The organism is Bacillus cereus group sp. BfR-BA-01383, from assembly GCF_022663495.1.
In the GTDB taxonomy this organism is placed as follows: Bacteria; Bacillota; Bacilli; order Bacillales; family Bacillaceae_G; genus Bacillus_A; species Bacillus_A cereus_AU.
In genome coordinates, this window is record NZ_JAKUFP010000005.1 from 78,986 (window position 1) to 96,774 (window position 17,789).

The window sequence follows — 17,789 nt, forward strand, 5'->3', positions numbered from 1 at the left end:
GTAATGGCAATACAAACGCATATTAACGTTACAGTAGATTTTAGTAAATGGAATGGAAATACATATGATTTACGTATTCCAAATCATCAATCTATTAAATATTTATTGAAAAATTTAATAGATACTTTAAAGATTGATAATCATAATGGTTCACATTTTGTAATGAAAGTGAAAAATAAGTCAATTGTTTTAACAGATAATGATCGTTTAATTGATCACCAAATAACAGATGGAGATATTTTACAAGTTTTATAAAGAATATTTCTTACTTTTAGTTATTTGAAAATAAGTTATTACGGGTTATAAAGAAAAGGAGAAGAGGATAAAAATGACGGAAAAAACAATTCAAATTGATGCAATGAGCTATCAATTTCAAATAGAAAAAGAAATTTGGAAATTGGAGATGACAAAATCTCAAACACGTATAAAAGATTTCCGTCAATTCGATATAATTATGGGCGCATCATCTGAATTTGTACCATTAACAATAGAAGAAACAGATGATATGTTTACGTTTATATTTCAATTGGACAAAAAATTATATAAATGGGAAGACCTTGGCCGTTTGGGAAGAAATGAGAAATTAAGACTGCTTCGAAATGTTGCGCAGTTTCGTAAATATTTAAATAAGCGAATCACATTCTTTTTACATCCAGACAATATAGTTTTTAATGCGAATTTAATGCCAAGTATTATACATAGAGGAATTCGAGATATTGTTCCACCAACCCCGTTATTAGAAGAGCAATTTTTAACGCAATATAAGTGTCTAATTATTGCTTTATTCTCCGGAAAGCACAATTTTGATGATTTGTATGCTGGGTTACTAAAAGATGCAAAAGAGACAACATTTGAACAAACAGTTGCTCAAACGGAAAGCTTAGATGCATTACTGCAGTTTCTTGATGACAGCTTTGAGAAGGAACAAACAAAAACAGAAAAAAATATGCAGTTAGTACCTAAAAAGAGCTATAAATCGTTTAAATACTTAGCTTTTTCCTTCATAGCGGCGACAGTTATTTTAGCTGCTCCTTTAATATATTTCACTTTTATAAAATTTCCTTATCAAAATAAATTGTTAGAAGCAAATGCGAGTTTCATAGCAACTGATTATGACAAAGTAATTACGCAATTAAATGAAGAGGAATTTGAATCATTACCGATTGCATCTAAATATGAGTTAGCATTTGCATACATTACAGTTGAAAAACTAGGTGAAGATCAAAAGAAATCAATTATGAAAAATATTAGTTTGAAAAGTGATGAAAAGTATTTGCTCTATTGGATGTATAACGGAAAAGGTAATTTTGATAAATCATTAGATTTAGCTAAGACACTTGATGATCCGCAGCTTATTATGTACGGCCTTGTTAAACAAATTGAATCGCTGAAAAATAATCCGGATTTATCAGGAGAAGAGCGTGATCAAAAGTTAAAAACATATGAGCAACAATTAGATGAATATCAAAAGAAATATGGCAAATCATCAAACGATAAAGACTCGTCGAACACAGAGACAAAAGAGTAAGCAAGCACTTGATGAGACAGTTGAAAAGGAGCAGTGAACACGCATGGAGCAACTATTAGTATTGACTTATGGAGACAAAATATATAAGTGCACATTACATCCAAATGAGCAATCAATAGTGTCGATTGGAAAAGAATGGACAAATGATATTACGAATCCTAGTTTAGAACAAGAAGTAGAGTTAAAGTGGAATAATGAAGTAAACGCTTGGATGATACACAATCAATTGATCGAATTCAATAAGGAATTTGAGATTGGGAAAACAAAAGACGTGAGCTTGAGAATCTTTATATCTATTGTTGGCACAACTAAAGTGTTTGATATCGGAACGAAACATTCTCTTACATTGAGCCAAAACAGTTATGATGATATTTCTATTAGCGGGACTAGTGTAGATTTAATGCTATCTCGTGAAACGTTGTATGATTCTTTTAAAGTGAATGTATATGACGGGGATGTATTTCATAATTATACGAAGCTACAAGATAGCGTTATGTTAGAAGCAGGAGACCAATTATATTTTGATGGTGTTTTAGTGGAGATTGGTAGTGAAGATATTCAAGTACTCTCTTCAGAAGGCAACGTGAAATCTACATTACCTATTTTAGTAGAATCAGAAACGAATTATCAAAGTGGTTATCCGGATTATCATCGTTCACCACGTATTATTTACCGTGAACCAGAAGAGAAAATGACAATCGCAAAACCTTCAAGTATGCCGTCAAAACCGACGGAGCATTTGGCGAGAATCATTGCACCTTCTCTTGTCATGATTGTCGTAACCGTATTACTTGCTATTTTTATGAAATACGGAATGTTTATTATTGCTTCGATTGCGATGACGTTAGTAACAATCATTGTCTCTGTCACATCATATATAAAAAATTTAAAGCAATATAAAATCGACATTGTTGAACGTGATAAAAGTTATAGAGAGTATATAAAACAAAAAACGAAAGATTTACATGCAGAAAGTGAAAAGCAGCGTCATGCATTGCAATATCATAATCCGAATGTTGAAGTAATACGTAATATGGCTGTGCAAGTAAATCCACGTATATATGAAAAAACAATGCTACATCATGATTTCTTAACATTTAGCGTTGGGACAGGACAAGCTAATACGAGTTTTGAAATCCAATTTAATGAAGAAGAATTTAGTCAAACGAAAGATGAGTTAATTGATATAGCACGTGAACTAAGACAGCGTTATCTTACTTTGGAAGAAGTACCTGTTGTAACAGATTTGATAAATGGACCGGTTGGCTATATTGGACAACGCTCTTTAGTGTTAGAACAATTACAATTATTAGTTGTACAAACCGCTTTATTCCATAGTTATTATGACTTGCAGTTTATTACTATTTTTCCTGAAGAAGAAAAGGAGAAGTGGGACTGGATGCGCTGGTTACCTCATGGAAGTGTTCGCGATATAAATGTACGTGGATTTGTATACCATGATCGTAGTCGTGATCAAGTGTTAAATAGTTTGTATCAAATATTGAAAGAACGAAAGCTAAAACTAGATGAAAAAAGTTCAACTAATGAAAAAATGTACTTTGCACCGCACTATGTCGTTCTCATTACAGATGAAAAACTAATACTAGACCATGTTGTTATGGAATTCTTTAATGATGATCCGAGTCAATTAGGTGTATCACTTGTATTTGTACAAGATGTTATGCAAAGTTTACCGGAACACGTGAAAACGGTAATAGATATAAGAGATGCAAAGCACGGTAACATCATATTAGAACAAGGAGAGCTTGTTAACCGTCAATTTAAATTAAATCACGTACCGAAAGGTTTCAATTTAGAAGATGTTTCACGAGCGTTAGCACCGTTAAATCATTTGCAAAACTTAAAAAATAGTATTCCAGAAAGCGTAACATTTTTAGAAATGTACGGTGTTGAAAAAGTAAAAGAACTTAATATTACAAGTCGCTGGCAGAAAAATGCAGCACATAAATCTTTAGCTGTACCACTTGGATTACGTGGTAAAGAAGATATTGTAAACTTAAACTTACACGAAAAAGCTCACGGGCCACACGGATTAATAGCAGGTACAACCGGTTCAGGTAAGTCGGAAATTATACAATCGTATATTTTATCACTAGCAGTTAATTTCCACCCTTACGAAGTGGCCTTTCTACTAATTGACTATAAAGGCGGCGGTATGGCGAATTTATTCAAAAACTTACCGCATTTATTAGGAACAATTACGAACTTAGATGGAGCACAAAGTATGAGAGCGCTCGCATCAATTAAAGCTGAATTACAAAAAAGACAACGATTATTTGGTGAAAATGATGTAAACCATATTAATCAGTATCAAAAACTGTATAAAGAAGGCTTAGTAAGTGAACCGATGCCGCATTTATTTTTAATTAGTGATGAATTCGCGGAACTGAAGTCAGAACAACCAGAATTTATGAAAGAGCTAGTTTCAACAGCGCGTATCGGTCGTTCGCTTGGAATTCATTTAATATTAGCTACACAAAAACCGAGCGGTGTTGTAGATGATCAAATTTGGAGTAACTCGAAATTTAAACTAGCACTGAAAGTTCAAAATACGTCAGATAGTAATGAAATTTTAAAAACACCAGATGCAGCTGAAATTACATTACCAGGACGTGCTTACTTGCAAGTTGGGAATAATGAAATTTATGAACTATTCCAATCAGCTTGGAGCGGGGCGGACTATGTAGAAAATAAAGAGGATAAAGAACATTTAGACGCAACAATATATGCAATAAATGATCTAGGACAATATGAAATATTAAGTGAAGACTTAAGTGGACTTGGTAGTAGTAAAGAAGTAATAAGCGTACCATCTGAGCTAGATGCTGTTATTGATTACATTCACGATTACGCAGAAGTAAATGAAATTGAGGCATTAGCAAGACCGTGGTTACCACCACTTCCAGAAAGCGTATATTTACAAGAGTTACACGCTATTCAGTTCAAAGAAGCATGGACGAAAGAAAAGAAACCATTACAAGCAACAGTTGGTCTACTAGATCAGCCTGAATTACAATCACAAACACCATTAACATTAGATATTAGTAAAGACGGACACGTAGCAGTCTTCTCAAGTCCGGGTTACGGAAAATCAACATTCTTACAATCAGTCATTATGGATGTAGCTCGTCAGCATAGTCCGGAGCATTTGCATGTGTATTTATTAGACTTCGGAACAAACGGTTTAATGCCATTAAAATCTTTACCGCATGTGGCAGACATCATTACACTAGACCAAGTTGAAAAATGCGAGAAATTTCTTCGCCGCATAGAAGATCTATTAAAAGATAGAAAGCAATTGCTAAGTAAATATGGCGTTGCGAGTCTTGAAATGTATGAGAGAGCTAGTAAAGAAGTATTACCAACAGTATTAATTACGTTAGATAACTATGATTCTGTTAGAGAAGCTGGATTTGTCGAAGACTTTGAACGCATTGTTGCACAAATTGTACGTGAAGGGGCAGCGGTAGGAATTCATTTAATGCTTACGGCTACACGTCAAAATGCGTTGAGAGTACAAGTAAATACAAATATTAAACTACAAATTGCTCTATATATGATAGATGAGGCAGAATCTAGAGCTATTGTAGGAAGAACGGACTTGAAAATTGAAGAATTAGCAGGACGTGGTTTAGTCAAAATTGACGAACCAACAATCTTCCAAACAGCTTTACCGACAGATGGAGAAGATGTACTTACTCGAATTGAAAATATACAGGCTGAAGGAAAAGAGATGGATTCCTTCTGGGATGGAGAAAGACCGAAAGCAATTCCTATGGTGCCTGAAGTTCTGGAATATAAAGAATTTATTGCATGGCCAGAAACAAGAAAAATTATTGAAGCAGGCAAACTAACATTTGGTGTAGAAACAGAAAGCGTTACGCCTCTCGAATTAGATTTAACGGAAGCGGCTAATATTGTTGTAGGGGGAATCAAGAAAGATGAAGTTGAAAATGTAGTTCATCAATTCCTTCAACAATTAGCTGACAGTGGACACTTTGACCTAGGCTTAATTGATACAAGAACACGTAATTTCTCAAACTATAGAGAGAGCGCTGCTTTATATGTAGCTGAAAAAACAGGAATTGAGAAAACGATTAAACAAGTTACAAATGCTTATAAATCAAGAGAAGCGGCGTTTAAAGAGGAGCAGGAAGCATCAAGTGAAACAGTGAACCCGGCCGAATTTATTAAGAAATTTAAGCCGATTGTAATCGTAATTGCAGATGTAAATGATATTTTAAGTAATTTAGAAGATAGCGATATATATAGTTTAGCGGAATTAATAACAAATGGTGCATTTATGGGTATCCACTTCGTAATTGGCTGTGATGTTGATTCAATTGACAGTCGATACGATTTAGTTTCAAAAACAATAAAAACGCAATCTCATGTTATTTTACTTAGAAAATCATCAGGCCAAATGGTCTTTGATGTATCTAATAAAGATTTAAGTAGTACAAAATTAAATCCATTTGAAGGGTATTTTGTTGAAAATCGTTTTGCTACTAGAATTAAAGTGCCAACTATTTAAGGGGGGATTTGCATGGGGATAGAGGAATTAAATAGTCAAAAATCTGGTTTATTAAGTAGTATAAGTCATCAACAAGGGCAATTGGCTGAATTACAAATGAAACTAAGAAGGCTAATAACTGCTAAGGGGAAATTTGTAAATAATCTTGAAGCAATTAAACAAAATCAAGAGCAGTTTAAGTCTTTAGAAATAAACGAGAGTAGTTGGAAAGGGCAAAGAGCAACTACTTTTAAAGAAACTTATGAACAACAAGTCATTTCGAATTTAGGGAAGTTTATCGGAGAACTAGGGAGAGTTCAAGAAGACATCGATCAAGCCATACGGCGGCTTGAAAGAGAAATCGCTACATGTGAGTCTAGTATTCTTTCTTTAAGTAGAAGTGTTTCAATGGTTGACGCTAGTATTCAAGTAGAAGTACAGAAGGCGGGGAAATGATAAATGGGGGAAATTAAATTAAATAAAGGGGTATTTGATGCAAAAGTAAGTGAATTGAAAAGTGGTGCTAGTGATTTAGGTAAGACTAAATTTAATGGTATGCAATTACATCGTACGAATTTAAGTAAACTGAAAAAATATTGTGAAGCGATTGAAAAACTTTCACAGAAAGTTCAGCGATATGAGAAATTGTTAGAAAATGATATAAGTAGAGTGCAAGAAATTGGAGCAAAAATGGTAGAGAAAGATGCAAAACTTGGGCAAGAACTAAAAGTTGGTATACAGCAGCACTAGAAAAACATTCTACGTAAAAATGAAATAAGGGGAGAGAAACGTGGATAAAAATATTGAATTACAAGAAGTAAACGAATTACAAAAAAGATTTCAAACAAGTGCTGACGAACTAAATCAATATTTTGAAACTTTATTAGGGAAAATAGATGATTTGAACCAACTTAATTCTTTTCAAGGGAAAGCAGCAGATGAAATAAAGGGGTATTTTTCTAGAGTACATGGTACTACGATTGCTGGATTTCAAATTGCAGCGGAAGAGCTGAAAAATGAATTTCAAAAAGCAATAGAGAATTTTAATAGTACAGTTGATATTGACAGTGACACAAAGATTTATGGGAACTATTTAGATAATGTAAAGAAAAAAATTAATGGATACAGCAATGAATTTGATCAATCTAATGAAGAAGCAAAACAAACTATATCGACTATAGCAGACATTGTCCCAACTCAGTATCCATCATCTTCAGGCATATCTGAAGGAATCCAAAAAAGTCAAAAGGAAGTTAGTGATACGCTAGAAAAATTAGAAACGTATAATAGTCAGCAAAATGAACTTCAACATTTTAATGAAATGTTAAGTTCATTAGAAAAGGGAATGAAAGAAATACAAGCAGCCAATGGAGATTTTTCTAGTAAGATAGTCGAAAAAATTATGGCTGGTGGATGGAATGGAAACTTAATAAATGGTATTTCGAATCATATGACGGCGTTTGATATACAACAAAAAGGAACAAAATTTTTAATAGGTGCCTTTGCTCGTATGTATTATTCTAAAAAGAATTATGATTTTAAAGCGATTTTTGATCCTGATGGTCGAAAAGGAAAAGGGAAGTTTACACTATCAACACGTCAAAAAGAAGATTTAGTGGAAGTATTCAAATTACTGAAGATGGATAGTAGTGATGATAGTATATTTCGTTACGTGAAAAATGGGCTTAAAATGGATGGTGTAGAAAATTCGAGAATCACGAATGAACAAGTAAGAAAAGCAAGAAAAGGGATTTATAAATTACCAGAATTTCAAGATTTTCACAAATTCCATCGGGATTGGGGGCAAAAAGGATTATCTATTGCAATTAAAGAAAGGGGATGGAGTTCGTTTAAAACGGAGTATGTAAAAGGGTTAAAAGATTTACATCCTGGACAATGGAAAGAAGCCTTCAAAGAACTTGGAAAAACTGGTAAGTTTTTAAAAGGGGCTGCTATATTTGGAGCGGTTGTGTCAGTTGGAAATAATATTGCAGATGCTCAGAAAGATGGTTGGCAACGACATGATATAGTTGATATAGCAACAGATTCAGCAGTAGATATTGGAGCAACTGCCGGAGCGGCTGCAACTGGCGCTGTAGCGGGATCGTTTTTCCTTCCGCCTGTTGGTACTGTGGTAGGAGCTGGGGTGGCAGTAGTTGGTACAGCGCTGTTGAATAAAAAATGGGACAGGCTTGGAGGAGACAGTATAATTGATGTTACAAAAAAAGGAGTGAAAAAAATAACAACAAAACTTGGGGAGCTATTTTGATAATTCGGCTACAAGGAAGGTGTAAATAGTGTATGTGGAATATAAAAGAGGAAGAGTTGGATGAATTTAGAATGACATGCAGAAGGCGTTTAAGTCCTGAGGGGGCTACGGGATTTATGATGGGAACAATCATTTTTGTTTCATTATTGATGTTTTTTATTTTCGTAGCGCTAGTTACAGCTGGTTGGGATTACTATTCAACCCTTTTTGACAAAATAATTGTTGGCATTGAATTAGTTTTATATAGTTTACAAATAATTTTTTTAATACTATTTTTATTTCCGAAAGCTCGTTTTAAATTTCAAAAGTTACAAACGCTCGTTGTATTATTATATGCATTTCAACTAGGTACAATAACATTTACAGCGTTAGTTCTTCCTGGAATGACTGATTATTCAATTGATCGTATGACTTTAATTTGTGTAGGGTTATTATTTTTAGGAGCAGTTATCGTTCATATTGTGACAACAATTGATACGTTTAAGCAAGCAAGTGAAGGTGCGTTTAGTATGGATGAGAGGTCTCGGTCATTTTTTAGTGAAACAAAAGGAAAATTGATAAAATGTAGCACGGTTTATATATTAGTCCTTCTAATGACAATTTATTTTCATAATGATTATGAATTTGATACATTAATTTTGTATGTGGTAGGAACAATTATAATGTACGCAGTAGCCATAGGTGCAGCTGAATTCCAACTTTTAGTGTACTGTAGATTTAAATTTAAATCATTTAATATGACATGGGAAGAGAATGAGAGAGAACGACAGAAATTTAGAAAATATAATAAAAAAAACAAGTCGAAAAGTAGATAATAAAAGAAATGAATTTTTGCTATAGCATAAGTTGTTAATTTATGTGTATGAAATGAGAAATTGCACGTTTCTATTCGAATTAGAAAGAAATAAAGATAAGGGGAGTAGATGTTGTGAAAGTTCAATATAAAGCATTATCACTATTAAATTTAATTAGTATTACTCAAGTCGTCAAAAAAGAAGATTGGTTACTACCTGCTATTGCGCTGAGAAGTCAAGTTATTCATAATGGGATTTATGCAGTAGGACCGGTTCTCTTTAAATATAAACCACTTGAAAATGAACCAGCATATGGTGAATATACATATTGTGTTCCGGTAAATGAACGTGTGGAACTAGGGGGAGATTCTGCATATGAATACATTGATGGTTTAATAATTGAAGATGCTTTAAGTGTGCGTTTTACGGATGAAGATGGTGATATTGAAGATGTGTATAAGTTAATACACGAGGTGGCAAATCAAAACCATATTAAATTAGATAGTAGTTTTTATCATGTATGCTTAGATGTATACGGTGATACATGGTTAGATATTTATGCTCCTATTATAGAAGTAGGTGAAACCGTAAAATGATTATAGAAGGTCAAAGTATTGCATATACAAATGTTGTTTCAAAAGAATACTATATTCATTATACCTATATGAAAGATTCGATTGACGATTTTATGCTAGAAATAGAAAAAGCGAACTTAACAGTAAAAGGTCCACTATTTTATGCATTGAAAAATGTTCCTTCAGATGAAAATATGTATATTGAATTATTTATGCCGATATATGAGGATAAAGTTCCACCATTAGAAACAATGAAATTTAGAAGCTACTACTATGTAGATGACATGCTTGTGAAACGATTGACAGGAGATTATGAAACATTAACCGAGTATGCATATGCTGAGATGCTTCAGTATATGGAAGATAATGAACTTGATATGATTTCACCTATTTATCATATTTTTAGCGGTGATGAAGAGCTACAGTATGTTGAAATAAAAATTGCAGTGGATACACAATAATAATTTAGTGTACTTTTAGTTCTGGAAATATGAAAAGTAAAAACCTGATTTTAGTTTCGTTTTATAGAAGAATAATATAAAGGTATTCTTGAATTAAGAGTTCTAATTGTTGTTTTTAGTAGGAAGGGGTCTACATATGTGGCTATTTTCAAAAGAAAAAACTGTGTATTTTCAACAAGAGTGTGAGGATAAAACTGGGGAATTAATTAAGCAGCAAATATTGGAGAAAGTATCAGTAGATGATTGCATAATAGCTGCTGAAATGATTGATGTATTGTTTATATATCCTGAACTTGCAGAAGAACTTGCAAGGGTTTTATATATGAGTAATAAAGAATTATTCCGAACGGTTGCTATGTTTGTTGGCACATTTGAAATTTTTGTACAAGTCTCAAACACAACGAAAGTTATTATCCAATGTATTCCGGTAGATGAAGAAATGGAAGAAGAAGTGTTTTCGGATATGAAAGTGATTGGTTTTAAATATAAGAAAAAGTCCACTGATGAAGAGATAGAAGAAATAGCAGAGTGGATGCTGGAATATAAAAAGATGTGTAAAAAAATAGCAGAGCACTATGAAATAGCTCAAAAAGAATCGTTATTATAGTATAAAAATGTCTGAGATTAATAAAACCTTCTCTTTTCATCAAAATGAGAAGGTTTTTATTTTTAATCTACATGATTTAAATGAATGTGGTTAAAGGTGGGACACTTGGATGTGGAATATAAAAGAAGAAGATTTAGATGAATTTCGAGCAACATGTAGCAGTCGTTTAAGCCCTGAAGGTGCTATGGTTTTCTTTATTGGAGGGATAGTTTATACTTCAGTATTTATGTTTTTTATTTTTATGGGGGGCTTGGAGTATTATAATACTTTCTTTGACAAAACAATTGTTAAAATTGAAATTGTGTTATATAGCTTACAAATAATGTTTTTAATTCTATATTCATTTCCAAAAGTGTGTTTTAAATTACAAAAACTACAAACTTTTGTAATATTATTATATGCATTTCAATCAGGTACTATAACATTCACAGCGTTGATTCTTCCTGGAATTTCTAAGGATTCAATTGACAGAATTACATTAATATATGTAGGTATGTTATTCCTAGGAGCAGTCATTATTCACATTGTGACAACTATCGATACGTTTAAACAAGCGAGTGAAGGTGCGTTTAGTATGGATGAAAGATCCACCTCATTTTTTAGTAAAACAAAAGGGAATGTGATGAAGTGGGCTACACTATATGCACTAACCCTTCTTGTTTTGATTTATTTTCATACTAATTATGCGTTCGATGTTTTAGTCCTTTATGTAGTGGGTACTGTATTAATGTATACAATTGCTGTCGGTGCAGCTGAATTTCAGCTATTAATGTATTGTAGATTTAAATTCCTATCATTTAATATATCATGGGAGCAATATAAAAGAGAGACTCCAAGATACCAAAAGAAAAATAAATCGAAACGTAGGGCGTAAAGGAATTGAAGTAGGTGAAACAATAAAATGATAATTGAAGGACAAAGTATTGCATATACAAATGTTGTTTCGAAAGAATACTATTTTCATTACGAAGATATGGAAGAAGCAATTGAACATTTTGTGAAGGGGGAAATTTATTCAAAAGTTAATTTGTAAAAAGAGGAGGTTGTTAATTTGAATAAGGATCGAAATGTTTTGGAAACAGAGAAAAGTTTTTTTGAAAGGACAATAGTATCTATCTATAAAGCGTTAGAGTGTATAATGAAATATACAATGATTCTAATAATAATAATGTCCATATTTGTAATAATCGCTGCTATTTACTTTAAAATATATGAGGGTATAGGAGCGGGTATATTTCTCTTAATCTCTTCGTTATTTGCATATTTGGTGTTTTTTAAGAAAAGTAAAAATGCCTAAATTAATAGTGAAAATAAAATTTAAAAGATTAACTATAATACGTTATTTCAAGAGGGAAAGTTTTGAATATGGCATGAATGTATAACAGCAAGAAAACCTTCTCTTTTCATCAAAATGAGAAGGTTTTTATATTTAATCCACATGATTTAAGTGAATGTAGTTAAAGGTGGGACAATTGGATGTGGAATATAAAAGAAGAGGATTTAGAGAAATTTAGGATGACATGTAAATATCGTTTAAGCCCTGAAGGTGCTTTAGGATTTATGATAGGAACAATAGTGTTTGTTTCAGTAATGATGTTTTTTCTCATGGGTACTTTAGTAACCTTTGGTTGGGACTACTATACTACTTTATTTGAAAAAACAATTGTTAAAATTGAACTTGTGCTATATAGCTTGCAAATAATTTGTTTAATTCTATATTCATTTCCAAAAGCACGATTTAAATTTCAAAAGTTCCAAACGATTGTCGTATTATTATATGCCTTTCAATTAGGTACGATATTATTCACGGCTCTAATTCTTCCTGGAATGTCTGATTATACAATTGACCGAATTACATTAGTGTATGTAGGTTTCTTATTTTTAGGAGCAGTTATTGTTCATATTGTGACAACGATTGATACGTTTAAACAAGCAAGTGAAGGTGCGTTTAGTATGAATGAAAGATCAGCTTCCTTTTTTAGTAAAACAAAAGGAACTATGATAAAAGTGGCTTCAATATACGCATTAATCCTACTTAGTTTGATTTATTTTCATAATGATTATACGTTTGATACTTTTATTGGATATGTAATAGGTACTGTTTTAATGTATACAGTAGCCATAGGAGCAGCAGAATTCCAGCTCTTAGTGTACTGTAGATTCAAATTCAAGTCATTTAATATGACATGGGAAGAGAATGAGAGAATGCGTGGGAGATTTCGAAAGCGAAATACAAAATCCAAAACGAAAAATAAATAAGAGTGAAATAGAATTTAAGTGTATGAGAATTATTTAAACTGTATTGAGGGTGAAGAGTCAGGATGTGGAATATAAAAGAAGAAGATTTAGATAAGTTTCGGATGACATGTCAAGGCCGTTTAAGTCCTGAAGGTGCGACGGGGTTTATGCTTGGAACGATATTTTATATTTCGATATTTATGTTTGTTATTTTGGTAGGAGGTTTGGATTACTATAACAATCTTTTTGATAGAATTATTGTTAAAACTGAAATTGTATTATACATTGTTCAAATTATATTTTTAATTATATATCTATTTCCGAAAGCTTGTTTTAAATTTCAAAAGTTACAAACGCTAATCATATTATTATATGCATTTCAACTTGGAACAATATTATTTGCGGTTTCGGTTGTTTCTGAAATGGCTGATAATTCAATTGCTAGGATATATACAGGGCTATTATTTTTAGGGGCAGTCATAGTACATATTGTGGCGACAATTGATATATTTATACAAGCAAGTGAAGGTGCGTTTAGTAGTGATGAAAGATCCACTTCGTTTTTTAGTAAAACAAAAGGAACTATGATAAAGGGTGCTACAATATATACACTAATAATTCTTATATTAATGTATTTTCAAAATGATTATTCGATTGATTTTTTAGTTATGTATGGAGTAGGAACTGTTTTAATGTATGCGGTTGCAATTGGAGCGGCAGAATTCCAACTATTGGCGTACTGTAGATTCAAATTCAAGTCATTTAATATGACGTGGGAAGAGAATCAGAGAATGCGTGGGAGATTTCGAAAACAAAATAAGAAATTCAAAACGAAAAATAAATAATATATTAATAGAATCTTAGTGTTCGAAAAATAATTGAAACGTATAGAAGGTGAAAAACTGAATGTGGAATATAAAAGAAGAAGATTTAGATGAATTTAGGATGACATGTAAAGATCGTTTAAGTCCTGAAGGTGCTGCGGGTTTTATGTTTGGAGGAATACTTTATAGTTCAATAGCCGTTTTTTCTATTATTGTATCAGGTGGTTGGGAGTACTGTATGGTTCTCCTTAACATAGGAATTGTTAAGCTAGAGGTGTTGGCATATGCTCTGCAAGTAATTTTTTTCATGCTATATTTATTTCCAAAAGCTCAATTTAAATTTCAAAAGTTACAAACACTTGTCGTATTATTATATGCATTTCAAATGGCAACAATATTACTCGCAGCTTTGATTGTTACTAAAATAGCTAATAATTCAATTGATCAGGTTACATTACTGTATGTAGGATTGTTATTTTTAGGAGCAGTTGTTGTTCATATTGTGACAACGCTTGATACGTTTAAACAAGCGAGTGAAGGTGCGTTTAGTATGGATGAAAGGTCTGCTTCTTTCTTTAGTAAAACAAAAGGAAATATGATGAAGTGGGCTACACTATACGCAGCAACTATTTTTATTTTGATATATTTTCATAACGATTATGGGTTTGATACTTTAGGTATGTATGTAGTAGGGACCTTTTTAATGTATACGATAGCCATAGGTGCAGCAGAATTTCAGCTATTAGCGTATTGCAGGTTTAAATTTCCGTTATTTAACATTTCATGGGAGCAACATAAAAGAGAAACTCCAAGATATCAAAAGAAAAATAAAAAAAGTAAATCGAAACGTAAGGCATAAAGAAAGTACGTATTGTAAGTGATTATTGTCTAGACATTCACAAAAATACATTTCATTTTTGGTACCTAGTTGTATATTCGGAGAAGTTTCAAACCTTTCTACAATAGTTGACTTGCCAGAGAGTTTAAGCGGCTTATATGCGGAAAGAAGTGCCTCATAATCAGAGGCAACAAATTCTTCTTTACTATAGGGTATAAATGCATCATGAAAGCGGAGTAAAATCGATTTTAATGTTCCATTCTCTTTAAATACTCCCCATAATTCTTGAAAGTCTGTTTCATAACCGAAAGCTTCTATATCTCCAATAATAAACAAGTTAAGGGCGGCTTCTTCTTTTAGGTAAGCGAATACTTGTTCATGATCTTTCTTTGTTAATTTTCGTATCATAACGAACAGACCTCTTTCTTATTTTTCTAAATATTACAACTTAAGTTTTTTAAAATCAATATAAAATTTTATGTTTAGTTCACCAACTTTCGGAAAAACTAGGAAAGATATGACAAAGGAGGTTATGAACGGTGGATCATCCAATTCAAGGGTTAATGAAAGCAGCAATGGAAAATTTAAAAGAAATGGTCGATGTGAATACGATTGTTGGAGAGCCTGTTCAAACGGCTGACGGTGGTGTGGTGTTAACGGTTTCTAAGGTCGCTTTCGGTTTTGGAGCAGGAGGTTCGGATTTCCAGACGAATGACGGTCAAAGAGCGAATGGTACCCCTGCATTTGGTGGAGGGAGCGCGGGTGGTGTTTCTATTACACCAGTAGCATTTCTTGTGGTGAATAAAGATGGAGTGAATATTCTTCATTTACAAAATGCGACACATTTAGCAGAAAAAATGATTGAATTAGCTCCACAAACAATTGATAAAATTCAATCGATGTTCCAAAAAGATGAAAAGAAAGATGGAAATCATCACCCTCAAAACCCAGATGAAATCCTTTAAAAACACCTGCTTATGAGCGGGTGTTTTTTCTTGTAATCAGTATGTAATAAAACACATGAAATTGTAAATAGTTTTTGAAGTTTTTTCTATGTTTCTAAAATTTTTCATGTTAAAATATGCTATAGAATTGAAACATACAAAACGAAGGTGGCTAGGTGCTTTGTCTGGAGGATCTGACCAAGTAAAGAATATGATATATATTAATGGTAATCGTCGGGGTCATTGTTTTATTACATCAGGAATTACGTTTAAAGAGTTTGCGAGTAACATCCCTTCACCGCTTCATCAAGTGTTGCTTTTGAAGCACAACTTTGAATGGACGGATTTTCATTATCATACTTTATTTGAATATGTTGAGGAAGAAAATATACATAAGTTAATTCAAGCAGAGATTGATGAATTTGATGAATTTTGTTGGGTAGATTTTGATGATGCAAGCGATTTAGATGAATTAGAGCCAAAAGAAATTGCAGAGCTTTTATATTTGGCTCACAAAAAAGAACCACTTGCAAGAACATTCTTTCCGCTATTGAAAAATAGGTTTGTTTATTTTTCACATGATGACGGGTGGTACAACAAAGTGTATTATCGTAGAATTGCTGACTTTGTAGGAATGTTAAGTAAAGTCATTCCTTATAAACTCGGTGCTTTCGGTAAGAAACGTTTTGCTCTCTTCCAAAAATCAAAAATTTTCCCAGCAATTTCGAAAGAAGTGATTATGGGGCTTCTTCCATTGATGGAAGATGGTCTTTATATTGATCTAGCAGGGAAAATTGAGTCAAGAAGAGGTCTTGAAATTCCGGTATATGTAGTTGGTTCGTATGAAAGTACGGATGAGGTGCTAGATAATATTGATGAATTGAAAGAAGAAGCAACAGAGACAGGTTGGCTCATTTTTGACAAGAAAGAACAAGAGTGGCAATGGATTGTGGACTAAGAAAACTTGGCGCATGAAGTCAAGTTTTCTTGTCATTTGAAAGGAGAACAAATGAAGAAATATTATACAATTGTGGGTATTGTAAGTATTATTCTCGTGGCAATATTACTTATTACTTGTCCGAAAGAATCAGATTTTAAATTGTATCTAGAAGATAAGTATGCATTGAAATGTGATGAGAGTAGCTTTGAATGCATGCAAAATGTAGATGGAAAAAAAGAGAAATTACAGTTTGAAGGTATTGATACACGAAATGGTGTTTTCTTTATGACTGTAAAGCAAACATTTAAAACAGAAGCTGGTGTTACGAAAGAATATAGCGGAGTAGGAATGTTTGGTACATTTCTTTTTGTTTCAGAGAAGACTTTCTAGTAATAGAAGGTCTTTTTTTTATGCTTATGTTCATATAGATGGAGTAAGACAAGCATAGGAGGGATATAGATGAAAAAAGAATGTATTGTTTGTGGTGGAGAAGAGTTTTTCTCCTCAACGTTATATGCACGTACGAAACAAGATTGGGCATATGCACCTAACATGTATCGATTTGAAAAAGTGTTTATTGAGCATCGGGATGAAGAAAATTATCCAGTCTTTCAAGAAATTACAGCGAAGCATTGTTGTGGATGCGGTCATATTATGTTGTATCATGAATGAACACACCAAGTATAACTTGGTGTGTTTTTTTTTAAAACGCTGACAAAGCAAGCGGATAAAGTAAAGTAAATAAAACAGAAAAACTACCAAAGCCAATTGCTGTATACCCGAGTGTTCTCGCTCCGAAATTGACAGCTAATAAGCCAATTAAAATCGCAAGCGAACCGAGTGTGACAGGATAAAAAGCGATGGAGAATAACGAAAGAAATAAAGCGACATAGCCAACCATTGCACCGGTATTTGTACCTTCTATTTCATTTGCAATTTCTTTCCGCTTATGTCTAATTGGAATGCCAGCTGGTGATATTTCAGCTGCATACTCTTCGTTTTTTTCACCACTTTTAAAATGATGATTTCTCTTTCTTCGCATGTACATCCCTCTCTTTCAATTGGGTGTACCTATAGTATCTTTCATAAAGAGAAGAACATGAGTATGAGTTAAACCCAAGTAAAGAAAAAATTGGAGAATAAAGATTCCATCGTTAGCTTGTACATCTCCTTATGAAGATAAACAGGAATTTTGGAAAATGATGTAGAATGAAATGAATGATAATACGTGAAGGTA

At 32.7% G+C, this 17,789-nt stretch carries 20 protein-coding genes and 2 pseudogenes; 20 read left to right on the top strand and 2 right to left on the bottom strand.

Features of this window, described 5'->3' with window-relative positions:
• Positions 1–3 precede the first annotated feature (3 nt).
• The 16 genes and pseudogenes from MR065_RS07255 to MR065_RS07330 all read left to right on the top strand — a co-directional run bounded on the left by MR065_RS07255 (position 4) and on the right by MR065_RS07330 (position 14,689).
• A complete protein-coding gene (locus tag MR065_RS07255) occupies positions 4–255 on the top strand; it encodes an EsaB/YukD family protein (RefSeq protein WP_001007568.1) in 252 nt (83 codons plus the stop codon).
• A gap of 73 nt (positions 256–328) precedes the next feature.
• Positions 329–1,528: a type VII secretion protein EssB gene (essB, locus tag MR065_RS07260; RefSeq protein ID WP_242213100.1), complete on the top strand. Its 1,200-nt coding sequence runs from the start codon at positions 329–331 to the stop codon at positions 1,526–1,528.
• A 43-nt stretch (positions 1,529–1,571) separates the two neighbouring features.
• Positions 1,572–6,083 carry a type VII secretion protein EssC gene (gene essC / locus MR065_RS07265; RefSeq protein ID WP_242213101.1) on the top strand — a complete coding sequence of 1,504 codons (4,512 nt, stop codon included), beginning with the start codon at positions 1,572–1,574 and terminating at the stop codon, positions 6,081–6,083.
• A gap of 12 nt (positions 6,084–6,095) precedes the next feature.
• Entirely contained in the window at positions 6,096–6,518 is a 423-nt protein-coding gene (locus MR065_RS07270) for a YwqH-like family protein (RefSeq protein WP_000510565.1), read from the top strand.
• A 3-nt stretch (positions 6,519–6,521) separates the two neighbouring features.
• Positions 6,522–6,812: a TIGR04197 family type VII secretion effector gene (locus tag MR065_RS07275; RefSeq protein ID WP_000503892.1), complete on the top strand. Its 291-nt coding sequence runs from the start codon at positions 6,522–6,524 to the stop codon at positions 6,810–6,812.
• A gap of 40 nt (positions 6,813–6,852) precedes the next feature.
• The gene (locus MR065_RS07280) at positions 6,853–8,331 is read left to right on the top strand and encodes a T7SS effector LXG polymorphic toxin (RefSeq protein WP_242213102.1); all 1,479 of its coding nucleotides are present in this window, start codon (positions 6,853–6,855) and stop codon (positions 8,329–8,331) included.
• Positions 8,332–8,363: 32 nt separating this feature from the next.
• The gene (locus MR065_RS07285; RefSeq protein WP_242213103.1) at positions 8,364–9,146 is read left to right on the top strand and encodes a hypothetical protein; all 783 of its coding nucleotides are present in this window, start codon (positions 8,364–8,366) and stop codon (positions 9,144–9,146) included.
• A 113-nt stretch (positions 9,147–9,259) separates the two neighbouring features.
• Positions 9,260–9,721, top strand: coding sequence for a DUF5085 family protein (locus tag MR065_RS07290; RefSeq protein ID WP_098387567.1), 462 nt, complete (start codon positions 9,260–9,262; stop codon positions 9,719–9,721).
• Positions 9,718–10,161, top strand: a complete 444-nt coding sequence (locus tag MR065_RS07295) for a DUF5085 family protein (protein ID WP_098387566.1) — start codon at positions 9,718–9,720, stop codon at positions 10,159–10,161. The genes MR065_RS07290 and MR065_RS07295 overlap by 4 nt, the downstream gene beginning before the upstream one ends.
• A gap of 136 nt (positions 10,162–10,297) precedes the next feature.
• Positions 10,298–10,768 carry a hypothetical protein gene (locus MR065_RS07300; protein ID WP_000266198.1) on the top strand — a complete coding sequence of 157 codons (471 nt, stop codon included), beginning with the start codon at positions 10,298–10,300 and terminating at the stop codon, positions 10,766–10,768.
• 109 nt (positions 10,769–10,877) lie between these two features.
• Positions 10,878–11,642 carry a hypothetical protein gene (locus MR065_RS07305; protein WP_242213104.1) on the top strand — a complete coding sequence of 255 codons (765 nt, stop codon included), beginning with the start codon at positions 10,878–10,880 and terminating at the stop codon, positions 11,640–11,642.
• Between the two features lie 27 nt (positions 11,643–11,669).
• Positions 11,670–11,768, top strand: a pseudogene (locus MR065_RS07310) (DUF5085 family protein); the annotation flags it as partial.
• Between the two features lie 51 nt (positions 11,769–11,819).
• Positions 11,820–12,065, top strand: coding sequence for a hypothetical protein (locus tag MR065_RS07315; RefSeq protein WP_242213105.1), 246 nt, complete (start codon positions 11,820–11,822; stop codon positions 12,063–12,065).
• A gap of 179 nt (positions 12,066–12,244) precedes the next feature.
• On the top strand, positions 12,245–13,027 hold the full coding sequence (locus MR065_RS07320; RefSeq protein WP_242213106.1) for a hypothetical protein: 783 nt from the start codon (positions 12,245–12,247) through the stop codon (positions 13,025–13,027).
• 62 nt (positions 13,028–13,089) lie between these two features.
• Positions 13,090–13,851 (top strand): hypothetical protein, encoded by a 762-nt coding sequence (locus tag MR065_RS07325; RefSeq protein WP_242213107.1) that lies wholly within the window; start codon positions 13,090–13,092, stop codon positions 13,849–13,851.
• Between the two features lie 61 nt (positions 13,852–13,912).
• Positions 13,913–14,689, top strand: coding sequence for a hypothetical protein (locus tag MR065_RS07330; RefSeq protein WP_242213108.1), 777 nt, complete (start codon positions 13,913–13,915; stop codon positions 14,687–14,689).
• A gap of 15 nt (positions 14,690–14,704) precedes the next feature.
• On the opposite strand, the pseudogene MR065_RS07335 reads toward MR065_RS07330, so the two are convergent.
• Positions 14,705–15,076 (bottom strand): annotated as a pseudogene (locus tag MR065_RS07335) (GNAT family N-acetyltransferase); the annotation flags it as partial.
• Between the two features lie 131 nt (positions 15,077–15,207).
• On the opposite strand from MR065_RS07335, the gene ytfJ reads away from it, so the two are divergent.
• From ytfJ to MR065_RS07355, 4 genes are all read left to right on the top strand, one after another.
• Positions 15,208–15,633 (top strand): GerW family sporulation protein, encoded by a 426-nt coding sequence (gene ytfJ / locus MR065_RS07340; protein WP_071712843.1) that lies wholly within the window; start codon positions 15,208–15,210, stop codon positions 15,631–15,633.
• Between the two features lie 160 nt (positions 15,634–15,793).
• Positions 15,794–16,570 (top strand): oxalate:formate antiporter, encoded by a 777-nt coding sequence (locus MR065_RS07345; protein WP_242213109.1) that lies wholly within the window; start codon positions 15,794–15,796, stop codon positions 16,568–16,570.
• A gap of 51 nt (positions 16,571–16,621) precedes the next feature.
• The gene (locus tag MR065_RS07350; RefSeq protein ID WP_242213110.1) at positions 16,622–16,942 is read left to right on the top strand and encodes a hypothetical protein; all 321 of its coding nucleotides are present in this window, start codon (positions 16,622–16,624) and stop codon (positions 16,940–16,942) included.
• Positions 16,943–17,011: 69 nt separating this feature from the next.
• The gene (locus tag MR065_RS07355) at positions 17,012–17,224 is read left to right on the top strand and encodes a hypothetical protein (RefSeq protein ID WP_000711202.1); all 213 of its coding nucleotides are present in this window, start codon (positions 17,012–17,014) and stop codon (positions 17,222–17,224) included.
• A gap of 31 nt (positions 17,225–17,255) precedes the next feature.
• Here MR065_RS07355 and MR065_RS07360 read toward each other — a convergent pair whose 3' ends face one another.
• On the bottom strand, positions 17,256–17,594 hold the full coding sequence (locus MR065_RS07360) for a permease (protein WP_097903244.1): 339 nt from the start codon (positions 17,592–17,594) through the stop codon (positions 17,256–17,258).
• Positions 17,595–17,789 lie beyond the last annotated feature (195 nt).